Origin of the sequence: Salinicola salarius, assembly GCF_002179555.1 — a bacterium.
Classification (GTDB): Bacteria; Pseudomonadota; Gammaproteobacteria; order Pseudomonadales; family Halomonadaceae; genus Salinicola; species Salinicola salarius_A.
In genome coordinates this window covers 142,789-155,789 of record NZ_NHOU01000002.1, presented here as the reverse complement: position 1 = coordinate 155,789, position 13,001 = coordinate 142,789, and the positions used below count along the sequence as shown (strand labels likewise).

At 63.9% G+C, this 13,001-nt stretch carries 9 protein-coding genes; 6 read left to right on the top strand and 3 right to left on the bottom strand.

What is annotated here, in order from left to right; translation table 11 throughout:
* Window positions 1–332 precede the first annotated feature (332 nt).
* From gatB to gatC, 3 genes are all read right to left on the bottom strand, one after another.
* The gene (gatB, locus tag CCD76_RS02410; RefSeq protein ID WP_087717950.1) at window positions 333–1,784 is read right to left on the bottom strand and encodes an Asp-tRNA(Asn)/Glu-tRNA(Gln) amidotransferase subunit GatB; all 1,452 of its coding nucleotides are present in this window, start codon (window positions 1,782–1,784) and stop codon (window positions 333–335) included.
* Complete coding sequence (gatA, locus tag CCD76_RS02405) at window positions 1,784–3,241, bottom strand: Asp-tRNA(Asn)/Glu-tRNA(Gln) amidotransferase subunit GatA (RefSeq protein WP_087717949.1); 1,458 nt, start codon at window positions 3,239–3,241, stop codon at window positions 1,784–1,786. The genes gatB and gatA overlap by 1 nt, the downstream gene beginning before the upstream one ends.
* Before the next feature lie 186 nt (window positions 3,242–3,427).
* A complete protein-coding gene (gatC, locus tag CCD76_RS02400; protein WP_087717948.1) occupies window positions 3,428–3,718 on the bottom strand; it encodes an Asp-tRNA(Asn)/Glu-tRNA(Gln) amidotransferase subunit GatC in 291 nt (96 codons plus the stop codon).
* Between the two features lie 270 nt (window positions 3,719–3,988).
* Here gatC and CCD76_RS02395 point away from each other — a divergent pair, with 270 nt between their 5' ends.
* The 6 genes from CCD76_RS02395 (at window position 3,989) to CCD76_RS02370 (ending at window position 12,998) form a co-directional block, all read left to right on the top strand.
* Window positions 3,989–5,026 carry a rod shape-determining protein gene (locus tag CCD76_RS02395; RefSeq protein ID WP_087717947.1) on the top strand — a complete coding sequence of 346 codons (1,038 nt, stop codon included), beginning with the start codon at window positions 3,989–3,991 and terminating at the stop codon, window positions 5,024–5,026.
* Window positions 5,027–5,083: 57 nt separating this feature from the next.
* Window positions 5,084–6,055 carry a rod shape-determining protein MreC gene (gene mreC, locus CCD76_RS02390; RefSeq protein WP_256961047.1) on the top strand — a complete coding sequence of 324 codons (972 nt, stop codon included), beginning with the start codon at window positions 5,084–5,086 and terminating at the stop codon, window positions 6,053–6,055.
* Window positions 6,056–6,057: 2 nt separating this feature from the next.
* Window positions 6,058–6,537, top strand: coding sequence for a rod shape-determining protein MreD (mreD, locus tag CCD76_RS02385; protein ID WP_087717945.1), 480 nt, complete (start codon window positions 6,058–6,060; stop codon window positions 6,535–6,537).
* 104 nt (window positions 6,538–6,641) lie between these two features.
* Window positions 6,642–7,256 carry a Maf family protein gene (locus tag CCD76_RS02380; RefSeq protein ID WP_087717944.1) on the top strand — a complete coding sequence of 205 codons (615 nt, stop codon included), beginning with the start codon at window positions 6,642–6,644 and terminating at the stop codon, window positions 7,254–7,256.
* A gap of 257 nt (window positions 7,257–7,513) precedes the next feature.
* Window positions 7,514–8,989 carry a ribonuclease G gene (gene rng, locus CCD76_RS02375; RefSeq protein WP_087717943.1) on the top strand — a complete coding sequence of 492 codons (1,476 nt, stop codon included), beginning with the start codon at window positions 7,514–7,516 and terminating at the stop codon, window positions 8,987–8,989.
* 28 nt (window positions 8,990–9,017) lie between these two features.
* Window positions 9,018–12,998 carry a YhdP family phospholipid transporter gene (locus tag CCD76_RS02370; RefSeq protein ID WP_179208818.1) on the top strand — a complete coding sequence of 1,327 codons (3,981 nt, stop codon included), beginning with the start codon at window positions 9,018–9,020 and terminating at the stop codon, window positions 12,996–12,998.
* Window positions 12,999–13,001 lie beyond the last annotated feature (3 nt).

Sequence of the window (13,001 nt, the reverse complement as noted above, 5' to 3'; positions counted from 1 at the left end):
TGTCTTTCGTGGCAGGGGGCTTTGGTTTTGCTGAATACGACTTTTGGCGTAGCTCATCGAGCGCCAAAGTTGGCGTGATACTCGTGTCGATAGTCCTCGGGCCATGAAACGAGACGAGTCATGAAACGAGGCAGACAGTGAAACGACGCGAAGAATAAACCGAAGCGAATAGTGAGAAGAGGGGAAGTGAAGCGGATGGCAGGAAAAGGCGGGCAGCGAGATGAAGGGTAAAACGCTGGCAGTCACCGAAGACTGACGATCATGAATACCCACAGAGGCCGGCGGCTTTCACCGTCGGCCTCTCTTTCAGTGTTGGCTGGTCGCTACGGCGCTCAAGCCTCGTCCAGCTTCTGCTTGAGCAGGCCGTTGACCTGCTGCGGGTTGGCGGTGCCGCGAGAGGCTTTCATCACCTGGCCGACGAAGTAGCCGATCATCTTGCCGCGCTTCTCCGGGTCGGCTTCGCGGTACTGCGCGACCTGAACCGGGCTGTCGGCGATCACCTGATCGATCATCGCTTCGATGGCCCCGGTATCCGTGACCTGCTTGAGGCCGCGGGTGTCGATGATCTCGTCGGCGCTCGCGCCTTCGTTGTTCCATAGGGCGGCGAAGACCTGCTTGGCAGCCTTGCCGTTGATGGTGTCGTCGAGCACGCGGCTGATCAAGCCACCGAGCTGTTCCGGCGTCACCGGGCTGTTACTGATGTCGATATTCTCGCGGTTGAGATGCCCGGAAAGTTCGCCCTGGACCCAGTTGGCGGCCTGCTTGGCGTCACCGCAGACGGCCAGTACGGCTTCGAAATATTCGGCCATCGGGCGCGTCGACGACAGTACGCCGGCATCGTAGGTGGAAAGCCCCAGACTGGTTTCGAAACGGTTGCGTTTCTCGGTGGGCAGCTCCGGCAGCGTCGAGCGCTGGTGCTCGATGTAGGCTTCGTCGAGCATCACCGGCAGCAGGTCGGGGCAGGGGAAGTAACGGTAGTCGTTGGCTTCCTCCTTGGTCCGCATGCTGCGGGTTTCGTCCTGGTCCGGATCGTAGAGCCGGGTTTCCTGAACGACCTTGCCGCCATCCTCGATCAGCTCGATCTGGCGTTCGACCTCGAATTCGATCGCGCGCTCGACGAAACGGAAGGAGTTGACGTTCTTGATCTCGGCGCGGGTGCCCAGCGTCTCCTGCCCTTTGGGGCGGACCGAGACGTTGACGTCGCAGCGCATCGAGCCCTCGGCCATGTTGCCATCGGAGATACCCAGATACGTGACGATGGCGTGAATCGCACGGATGTAGGCTACCGCTTCCTTGGCCGAGCGCATGTCGGGCTCGGAGACGATCTCCAGCAGCGGCGTGCCGGCGCGGTTGAGGTCGATGCCACTCATGCCATGAAAGTCTTCATGCAGAGATTTTCCGGCGTCCTCTTCCAGATGCGCGTGATGAATGCGAATGCGCTTGCGCACGTCGTCATCCAGCACGATTTCCACTTCGCCCTTGCCGACGATGGGCTGGGCCATCTGGCTGGTCTGGTAGCCCTTGGGCAGGTCGGGATAGAAGTAGTTCTTGCGCTCGAACAGCGAAGTCTCGGGGATCTCGGCATTGATCGCCAGGCCGAACTGAACGGCCATCGCCACGGCGCCTTCGTTCAATACCGGCAGTACGCCCGGCAGGCCCAGGTCGATGGCGCAGGCCTGGGTATTGGGCTCGGCGCCAAAGGCGGTCGAGGCGCCGGAGAAGATCTTGGATTGGGTGGCGAGCTGGACGTGGACTTCCAACCCGATGACGGTTTCCCACTGCATTAGGTTGTCTCCTGATCGGTCGGGTGCCGACGGTGCCAGTCCGTCGCCTGCTGGAACTGATGGGCCACGTTGAGCAGTTGGCTTTCGGCGAAATGCTGGCCGAGGATCTGCAGGCCGATCGGGCGCTTGCCGGCGAACCCGGCCGGCACGCTTATACCCGGAATGCCGGCCAGGTTGATGGCGATGGTGTAGATATCCTGCAGGTACATCGAGACCGGGTCCTTCTTGGCGCCCAGGTCGAATGCCGGCGTTGGTGCGGCCGGCCCCATCAGGACGTCGACCTCCTCGAAGGCGTCCACGAAGTCCTGCCGGATCAGGCGGCGAACCTGCTGGGCCTTGCGGTAGTAGGCGTCGAAAAAACCTTCGGACAGAGTGTGGGTGCCGATCAGAATTCGGCGCTTGACCTCGTCACCGAAGCCCTCGGCGCGGGTACGCTTGTAGAGATCCTCGAGATCGACCGGATTCTCGCAGCGATGGCCGAAGCGCACGCCGTCGTAGCGCGATAGGTTGGAGGAGGCTTCCGCCGGGGCGATGACGTAGTAGGCCGGGACGGCCAGATGCGTGTGCGGCAGGCTCACCTCGCACACCTTGGCGCCGAGGGATTCGTAGACGCGAATCGCCTCGCGGATGGCGCTTTCGACCTCGGCATCGAGCCCGTTGCCGAAATACTCTTTGGGCAGGCCGATCTTGAGTCCGTCCAGCGGGGCGTCCAGCTCGGCGAGATAGTCCGGCACCACGCGGGCGACGCTGGTGGAGTCGCGCAGGTCATGCCCGGCGATGGCGCCCAGCAGGTGGGCGCAGTCTTCCGCGCTCCGGGCCATCGGGCCGCCCTGGTCGAGACTCGAGGCGAACGCGATCATGCCGTAGCGGGAGACGCGGCCGTAGGTCGGTTTGAGCCCGGTAATGCCGCAGAAGGCGGCGGGCTGGCGAATCGAGCCGCCGGTGTCGGTGCCCAGCGCGGCGGGGGCCAGGCCGGCAGCGATGGCGGCGGCACTGCCGCCGGACGAGCCGCCCGGTACGGCGGTGCGGTCCCACGGATTCTTCACCGGGCCGTAGAAGCTCGATTCGTTCGACGAGCCCATGGCGAACTCGTCCATATTGGTCTTGCCGAGGCTGATCATGCCGGCGGCTTCGAGTTTCTCGACCACCGTGGCGTTGTAGGGCGCCTGGAAGTTGTCGAGCATCTTCGAACCGCAGCTGGTACGGATGCCCTGGGTACAGAAGATGTCCTTGATCGCCAGGGGCAGGCCGGCGAGCGCCCGTGAATCGCCCTTGGCGCGGGCCTGGTCGGCGGCATCGGCGGCGCTCAGCGCCTGGTCACGAGTGACGGTAATGAAGCTGTTGATGTCGCCATCCAGCCGCTCGATGCGGTCGAGCAGGCTGGTGGTCAGCTCTCGACTGGAAAAGTCGCCGGCCTTGAGCCCTTTGGCGAGCTCTGTGAGCGTCATATGGTGCATGGGGTCGCAGTTCCCTGAATCAAATCGCTACGCAGAATGGGGGGCGAATGGTGCCGGCCCATCGAAGAAGTGGCGCCGAACCTGATCGTCTCGCCATCGGCGTCGAACTTGTTTGTCGGTTCATGACGTCGAACTCGTTCGGCTATTCACGGCGTCGAACTTATTCGGCTACTCATAGCGTCGAACTTATTCGACGACGCGCGGTACCAGATAGAGACCATCGGCCGTTTCCGGCGCGCAGGCCTGGAAGGTTTCGCGCTGGTTGGTCTCGGTGACTTCGTCCGGTCGCAGACGCTGAGTGGCGTCGAGCGGATGAGACAGGGGGGCTACGCCTTCGGTGTCCACGGCCTGCAGGCGGTCGACCATTTCAAGAATCCGGGTCAGGTCGTCGACATAGCCGGCCGCTTCGGCGTCGCTGTTGAGACCCAGGCGTGCCAGATGCGCTGCGCGCAACACGTCCGAGTGTTCGATTGCCATGTAGTGAAGGTCCTCTCGTTGGGACATCGCGTCGTTGGTGTCGAAGACGCCGCATCAGCGGCGGTTCCGTCTCCGGAACGATTCGTCTCTGGAGCGTTCGTCGCGAAAAGGCCGCGAAGGTTCGCGATCTCATGTTCGCTACGTCAAGAAATGGAGGAGACATTATCATATTCACGCCCCATCTGGCAGGCTCGCGCTTGCTGCTTTACCCCCACGGTGATACCGTTTGCGTCCGCACAGGGTTCCGGTCTGGACTAGGTAAAAGTTTCCATGTTTAAACGTTTACGGGGGCTGTTCTCGAGCGATCTGTCGATCGATCTGGGAACCGCCAACACGCTGATTTACGTCCGCGGTCGCGGTATCGTCCTGGACGAACCCTCCGTTGTGGCGATTCGCCAATCCGGCAACATGCGCAGTGTTGCGGCCGTGGGCCTCGACGCCAAGCGGATGCTGGGGCGCACGCCCGGTAACATTACCGCCATCCGTCCGATGAAGGATGGCGTGATTGCTGACTTCACCGTTACCGAGCAGATGCTGCAGCACTTCATACGCAAGGTTCATCAAAGCACCTTCCTGACACCCAGTCCGCGTGTGCTGGTGTGCGTTCCCTGCATGTCCACGCAGGTCGAGCGCCGCGCGATCAAGGAGTCCGCCGAGGGCGCCGGAGCGCGTGATGTCTATCTGATCGAGGAGCCTATGGCTGCCGCGATCGGTGCCGGTCTGCCGGTCGAGGAGGCTCAGGGGTCGATGGTCGTCGATATCGGTGGTGGCACGACCGAGATCGCGATCATCTCGCTCAACGGCGTGGTCTATTCCGAATCCGTGCGTGTGGGTGGCGACCGTTTCGACGAGGCAATTACCTCCTACGTGCGCCGTCACTACGGCAGCCTGATCGGCGAAGCCACGGCGGAGCGGATCAAGGAAGAGGTCGGCTGCGCCTATCCGGGTGGCGAGCTGCGCGAGATCGATGTGCGCGGCCGCAATCTGGCCGAGGGCATTCCGCGCAGCTTCACGCTCAACTCCCAGGAGATTCTCGATGCGCTGCAGGAGCCGCTGGCGTCCATCGTGACCGCGGTCAAGAGCGCGCTGGAGCAGTCACCGCCGGAGCTTGCTTCGGATATCGCCGAACGTGGCCTGGTGCTGACCGGTGGCGGGGCCCTGCTGCGGGATATCGACAAGCTGATTGCCGAGGAAACCGGCCTGCCGGTCATCATCGCCGAGGATCCGCTGACCTGCGTGGCACGCGGTGGCGGCAAGGCGCTCGAGATGATCGATCAGCATACCTTCGAACTGCTCTCCAGCGATTGAGGCCAGCCGCGACGGATGAAGCCGCCGGGTGGCGCCATCCGTCCACGGTAGGTGGGGGTGAGGCCTATCAAACCGCTGTTTTCCTACGGCCCGATACCGACGTACCGCATGCTGTTGTGTGCGGTGCTGGCATTCGGGCTGATGTTTGCCGAACATCGCTTCAGTGCGGTGGAGACGGCGCGTTCTCATTTGACCACGGTCGTGGCGCCCATTCAGTGGTTGGTGGCGCTGCCGAGTGAGGGTATGCGCTGGAGCGCCATGGCGATCTCCGATCAGCAGGCGCTGATCGACGAGAACGGGCGGCTGCGCGAGCAGCTGTTGACGCTCTCCAACCGCGTGCAGCGCATGGCGAGCCTGACCGCCGAGAACATCCACCTGCGCGAGCTGCTGAACGCGCCCAATCCTGCCGATGTGCCCTACATCACTGCCGAGCTGCTGTCGCTGGACTCCGATCCGTTCACCCAGCAGATGGTGATCAATCGCGGTCGCCGCGACAGCGTCTACATCGGCCAGCCGGTGATGGACGCCTCTGGACTGATCGGTCAGGTGGTATCGGTATCCGCCTATACCAGTCGCGTGCTGATGGTGGCCGATGCCAACCACGCCGTGCCGGTGGAGATCAATCGTAACGGTCTGCGCTTCATCGCTCAGGGCACCGGCCAACTCGATACGCTCAATATTCCCAGCGTGCCGGCCACGGCGGACATTCGCGAAGGCGATTTGCTGGTGACTTCCGGTCTAGGAGGGCGTTTCCCGCAGGGATATCCGGTGGCTCGAGTCGACGAGGTCAAGCGCGAGTCGAGCCAGGCATTCATGGAGGTGTCGGCCGAGCCGATTGCCCAGCCGGAGCGATCGCGCTACTTCCTGCTGCTGTTTCCCCCCGAGCGTCCCGACGAGAACCTCAGCGGACCGGAGCGCATGGCGCGGCAGGTGGTCTGGCCGGGCGATCCGGCGCACCCCGACGCCAATCGTATCAGTGAAGCGGCGTTGACCGCCGCGCTGATGCTGCAGTCGACGGAGCAGGAGTGAGCATGGGGCCTTTCGGTTATCTCTTCGTCTGGTTCACGCTGCTGCTGGCGCTCTGCCTGCAGGTGATGCCGCTGCCGGATGCCTGGCTGGTATGGCGTCCGGACTGGCTGGGTGTGCTGCTGGCCTACTGGTGTGTCGCCACGCCGCAGCGGGTCGGTGTGCTGCATGGGTTCGTGCTGGGCCTGATGCTCGATCTGATCGAGGGCGCGCCGCTGGGGCAGAATGCACTGGTGCTCTCGCTATTGGCCTATCTTTTCCTGCTGCTCTATCAGCGCTTTCGGGTCTATTCGATCTGGCAGCAGGCGGTGCTGGTGTTCATCCTCCTGGGTATCGCGCAGTTGGTGGAACAGTGGCTGCGCACGATCTTCGGGCCGATCTCCGTCAGCCTGGAATTCCTGCTGCCGGCGCTGATCGGGTCTCTGCTGTGGCCGTGGCTCTTCACCATGATGCAGGCGGTGAGGCGCCGGCTGGGTATCGGTTAGGTTCGGCAATCGGCGCTGTCGAGGCGCCTCCGGCCCGATCGGCGTTTCTCGGCTGCGGTGCCGCCGCGGCCCGAAAACTCTCAGGTTTCCGACGAGGAATCACGATGGCCTCCTTTCTTCAATCCACTTCCCGGGCTGTCCTGCGCCTGGCATCGGCCTCGCCGCGTCGGCGCGAGCTGCTGGCCTCGATCGGTGTTGCCGTCGAGGTCTCACCCGCGGATATCGACGAGTCGCGCCGCGAGGGTGAATCGCCCGAGGACTTCGTTTCCCGGCTGGCCCGCGAGAAGGCCAAGGCGGGCCATGTCGGCAGTTCGTTGCCGACGCTGGGTGCGGACACCGTGGTGGTCTGCGATGGTGCCATTTTCGGCAAGCCGAACGACGAGGCGCACGCCCGCGAGATGCTGGCGACGCTGTCCGGGCGGACCCATCGCGTACTCTCGTCCGTGGCGGTGATCGGCGCCCACGGCATGCGTGACTGTCTCGTTGCCACTCGCGTATCCATGCGCCGAATCGACGAGGCGGAAATGGCCGCCTACTGGGCGACGGGAGAGCCGGCGGACAAGGCCGGCGGCTACGCGATCCAGGGACACGCGGCCATCTTCGTCGAACGGCTGGAGGGAAGCTATTCCGCGGTCGTCGGGCTGCCGCTTTACGAGACGGCGGGACTCCTGCGCGCTCAGGGCATCGCCTTGTGGGATGGTGTCGGGGCTGTGTCATAATCTCGAGCATGGCCCCAACAACTCGCAAGAATCTGTTTACGATCTCGCGAGCTAGAGTCTCGATTCTGGATAATTCGGGGCGAAAACACTTTAGGATGCGGAGTTTACATGGGGTTAAATGAGCATTCCGAAAGTGTTTGCCTCGCTTCGCTCGCCCTACGGGCCAGCCTCCGGCTGTTGTCTCCGCGAAGCTCCGACTCAACAATGTTTGGCCGACGCGCAGCAGATCGTAGGCAGGTTCTGACAAGGATGCCCGCATGAGCGGTGAAGTACTGATCAATCTGACGCCGATGGAGACGCGGGTTGCCGTGGTGGAAAACGGCGTGCTGCAGGAAGCCTTCATCGAACGCAGCCGACGCCGCGGTATCGTCGGCAATATCTACAAGGGCAAGGTCGTTCGCGTGTTGCCGGGCATGCAGGCCGCCTTCATCGATATCGGACTCGAACGCGCGGCGTTCATCCACGTCAACGAAGTGCTGCCGCCGGATGCGCCGCACGATTCGGTGCGCGATGAGCCGGCCTCCATCAGTCATCTGCTCCACGCCGGGCAGCCGCTGGTGGTCCAAGTCACCAAGGACCCCATCGGTTCCAAGGGCGCGCGGCTGACGACCCATCTCTCCATTCCTTCCCGCTATCTCGTCTACATGCCGGATTCGCCCCATGTCGGCGTGTCGCAGCGCATCGAGGACGATACCGAGCGCGAGCGACTGAAGGCCCTGGTCGAGAGTGGCAAGGCCGAGCTGCCGGACGAGGGCTGCGGTGGCTTCATCATTCGCACCGCCGCCGAAGGCGTCGGCCAGGAAGAGCTGTTCGCCGACATGGTCTTTCTGCAGCGTCTGTGGCAGAAGATCGCCGAGCGACGCACCACGGCGCCGGTCGCGACGCCGATCTACGACGATCTGCCGCTGTTCATTCGCACTCTTCGCGACGTGATGCGGGACCAGATCGAGAAGGTGCGCATCGACTCCCGCGAGAACTACTTCAAGCTCAAGGAGTTCGCCCGGGAGTTCATGCCGACGATGGAGTCGCGCATCGAATACTATCCCGGCGAGCGGCCGATCTTCGATCTCTACAGCGTCGAGGACGAGATCCAGAAGGCACTGGGGCGCAAGGTGCAGCTCAAGTCCGGAGGATATCTGGTCATCGACCAGACCGAGGCGATGACCACCATCGACGTCAATACCGGCGGCTATGTCGGCCATCGCAATCTCGAAGAGACCATCTTCAAGACCAACCTCGAAGCGGCCACCGCCATCGCCCGCCAGCTGCGGCTGCGCAACCTCGGCGGCATCATCATCATCGATTTCATCGACATGGAAGAGCTGGAGCATCAGCGTCAGGTGCTGCGCGTGCTCGAGAAGTCGCTGGAGCGGGATCACGCCAAGAACAAGCTGACCGGCGTTACCGAACTGGGCCTGGTGCAGCTGACCCGCAAGCGCACCCGAGAGAGCCTCGAGCAGACGTTGTGCGAACCCTGTCCGACCTGTCTGGGGCGCGGCTCGCTGAAGACGCCGGAGACGGTCTGCTACGAAATCTTCCGCGAGATTCTGCGCGAAGAGCGTGCCTATTCGCCGGAAACCTACATGGTGCTGGCATCGCAATCCGTGGTTGATCGTCTGCTGGACGAGGAGTCCGCCGCCGTGGCCGATCTCGAGTCCTTCATCGGCAAGACCATCCGCTTTCAGGTCGAGGCCCACTATTCCCAGGAACAGTACGACATCGTACTGATGTGAGCCGATGAGCCGTCCGTGGATCACTCGTTTGCGACTGACATGGCGCTGGCTGCTGATGCTGGTCGCTCTCGTCGCCATCGTCGTCGCCGTGCTCTCGACCGGCGTTCGACTGGCGGCGTGGCAGATCGACCGGCTAAGTCCCTGGCTTGCCTCGACGCTGGAACATCAGCTCGATGCCCAGGCCGAACTCGGCCGGCTGTCGCTGGCAGTTCGCCACTGGAATCCCCGCCTGGCAGTCGACGATCTCCGCTTGACGAGCGAAAGTGGACGGCCACTGCTCAGTATCAACCACGCGGCAGGTCGTCTCGAGACGCTGGCGAGCTGGCAACTGGGCGCGCCGGTGATTCGGGAAGGCGAGGTCGCCGGCATGACGCTGCATCTCTACCAGACCGCCGATGGCCAGTGGGCGTGGCCGGATGGCGCGGGCAGCCGCTGGTTCGGCGGGCCCGACGATTCGAAGTCCTCATCGTCACTCGGCGTCGATGGCTGGTTGCGCACGCTGATGCGCCAGCAGGCGACGTTCGAGGATGTCACGCTGGTGCTGCATGGGCCGCGCGAGCAGGATGGACAGCGCGAGCAGGCGCGGGTGGCGGTATCCCGGCTGACGCTGGCCAGTCGAGGCAGTCAGGCGTCGATTCAGGCCTCGCTGAATGCCAGTGACGAAAACGCCGGACAGCTGCATCTGACGATCGAGAGCGGCGACCAGGAGACGGGCACTGGAGCGGATACGCCCGGCGGCGCCAGCCATCCCGAGGCGCGCTTCGCCGGAAAGCTCGATCTGGCTGCACTGTCGCCGGCGCTGGCGGTGGCGAGTTCGGGCTGGCCGAAGGCGCTGGGCCTGATCGACGGGCAGGCGTCCGTGACGGGCGCATGGCGTGATGGCGGGCTGCGCGATGGTCGTCTGTCCATGGATATCCCAACCCTCCGAGTGGTCGACACCAGCAATGAAATCTCCGAGACGCTGACGCAGCTGGGCCTCGATGCCGGACTACAGCGGCGAGCGGACGGTCACTGGCAGGCCTGGCTGGATGGCCTGAAACTCTCCCACGCCGGGCTGGCGGCGATCGATTGGCCGCAGCAGTTGCAGGCGCGGTCCACCGACAGCGGCTGGCGGCTGCGCAGCGCACCTTTCGACCTGGCGGGCATGACGGATTACCTGCGCTATCTGCCGCTGCCTTTCGAGCTTTCCCAGACCTTGATACAGCTCGACCCGCGCGGTCACGTTGCCGGCTTCGAAGTGGGGCAGGATCAGGGAGAGTGGTACGCGCAGAGTGCCCTCGAGGGGGCCTCGGTAACGGCCTGGAACGAGATCCCCGGCGGCGGCCCTGTCGATGCGTGGGTCACCTTTCGCGGGCGTGGCGGCACGGTCTCTTTTGCCGGGAATGACTCGACGCAGTTCTCGATCCCCATCGTCTACGCCGACCCTCTGGATCTCTCTCATGCCAGTGGTCAGATCGACTTCGAATTGACGCAGCAGGGCGCCGTCATCAGCGGCGAGAATCTCGAGGCGGGGTGGCGTGGCGCCAGTGCCGAGGGGCGATTCGGACTGACGCTCTACGATGCCCAGGACAAGCCCGGCACCTTCCTCCTCGATCTCGCCTTTGCCAATGCCGATGCACGAAACTCGCGAGTGCTGTCGTGGCTGCCGACGCGAGTGATCGACGACGAGCAGCTGCGCGAGTGGTTCGGCGGTGATATCGGCGGCATCGTCAAGCAGGGAAAGCTGGGGCTATCGGTCACCTTGAGCGACAAGGAGGCGCCGGAAGGGAAGATGTTCGTCAACCCGGACGACTACTTCACGCTGTCGCTGGACGTTGCCGACGGGCGACTGCAGTACGCACCGGAGTGGCCGGCGCTGGAGCGGGTCTACGGCCACCTGCAGATGGAAAACATGAATCTCGATGCCGATATCGAGCACGCCACCAGCCATGGCCTGACGACGCGAAACGCCGTGGTCAAGCTGGCCGACAAGCAGCTGACCATCGATGGCGACGTCGATGGCAGTAGCGGCGGCGTGCTCGATTTTCTGGCTCACGCACCGTTGGAATCGATGAGCGAAACGTTTGGACGCTGGCAGAGCGAGGGCGCGGTCAATGCGAGGCTCCATGTCGCCATGCCGATGACCGACGGGAGCGATGCCGAGACCGACATGGCAGTCGACATCCAGGGGCAGATCGACGCGAAGAGGCTGACCTTTCCCGAGCTGCAACTGACGCTGGCCGATATCGGCGGCGACTTGCGTTATCGTCGTGAAAAAGGCGAGGACTACGTCACGGGGAATCTGAACGCCCGGGCTTTCGATGGGCCGACCCAGGCTCACTTCAACATCGGTGGCTACCAGAATGGCTCCAGCGGTATTGCGTTCGAAGGAGAGGTTCAGGGGGGCGGGCTACTCGAGTGGGCCGGTCTGGGCCGTGTCGACGGTCTGCTGAGCGGTTCCTTCCCCTATCAGGCCAGCATGGACTTCGACGATCAGGGCGACTCCAAGAACGGTGCCAGCCTGACACTGCGTAGCGATCTGCAGGGGCTGGAAATAGCGCTGCCGCCGCCATTCGGTAAAGTGCCCAAGTCCGAAGAAGCCCTGACAATCGATGCCGATATCGCCGCGGGTACCGGCAGCGTGACGCTAGGGAGCTGGGGGCGTGCGCGCTGGCGAACGATCGAGGATCAGGCCCAGGGGCAGGTATGGCTGGAAGGGTGGCCGGGCAAACAGGCGGCCTGGCCCAGCGAGCCGGGCTGGTATGTGCTGTGGCGTCCGGACCGCGTAGATACGCAGCGGTGGGTTCAGGCGCTGACCCAACTGGAGGCTACCGATGCGGCTTCGGCGCCAGAAAACCGCCTCGAGACCACGCTCGAAAACGACGCCGACAACCCAGACGCCCAGCCTGTGAGCGATGGTGGCGGGCTCAAACGGGTGGCACTGTCGACGCCATGCGTCCTAGTAAAAGGCCGTTGTCTCGGGGGCTTGCAGGTCGACGCCGCGCCGCTTTCCGATGGTTGGCGGCTTTCGCTCGATGGCGGCATCGCCGCTGGCGAGGCAAGCTGGCAGTCGGAGTCGGCGATGCCGATCGATGTCGATCTGCAGCGGCTCAATCTCGATGCGTTGACGCCCGACGACAAGGGAGCGGAGGATTCCTCTAGCCTGATGGAGGCGATCGAAACCGCACCTCATCCGATTGCGCTGCCTGCGGAACTGGCCAAGGCACCGGCGGGCCACGTGCGTATCGCGGAGCTCGAGCGTCAGGGGCAGCGATTCGGGCCGTTGGAAGCGACCTGGCGGGCCGACGAGCAACGCCTGACCGTCGAGCCATTGACGCTTTCCCTGGGCGAGCTGGATCTGTCGGGATCGCTCGACTGGGAGGCCGCCGGGAGCGCGAGCCTGAGCCGGGCCCGGTTGCAGGCCAACGGCGGCGATGTCGGGAGCGTGTTCCGTGTGCTGGATCAGCAGGTGCCGATCACCAGTGAAAGCGCCAAGGTCGATCTCCAGCTATCCTGGCCGGGCGCGCCCTGGCAGTTTGCCCTGCCGCTGTCGACGGGGCGGGTCCAGGCCACGATGAGCAACGGGCGGCTGCGTCAGATCCATTCGTCCGGGGCCAAGCTGGTGGGGCTTTTCAACCTCGACAATATCCTGCGGCGCCTGCAACTGGACTTCTCCGACGTCACCAGCGGCGGTACCTCTTTCAATGGCCTCAAGGGCAGCGCTACCCTGTACAACGGGCGTCTGCAGACCGAAGGGCCGATCGTGATCGATGGCACCGCGACGCGGTTCACGCTGGCCGGCAGCGTCGATCTCAACCGCCAGACGCTGGATCAGCGCCTCGGGATCACCGTTCCCGTAAGCCAGAATCTGCCGCTTGTCGCGGTCATGGCCGGCGCGCCGCAGGTCGGCGTTGGCCTATTCGTCTTCGACCAGCTGTTCGGCCGCTGGCTGGATCGGGCAACGCAGATTTACTATCGCATCGAGGGCCCCTGGTCCTCGCCGAACATCAACCTGGAAAGTGCCCAATGACAC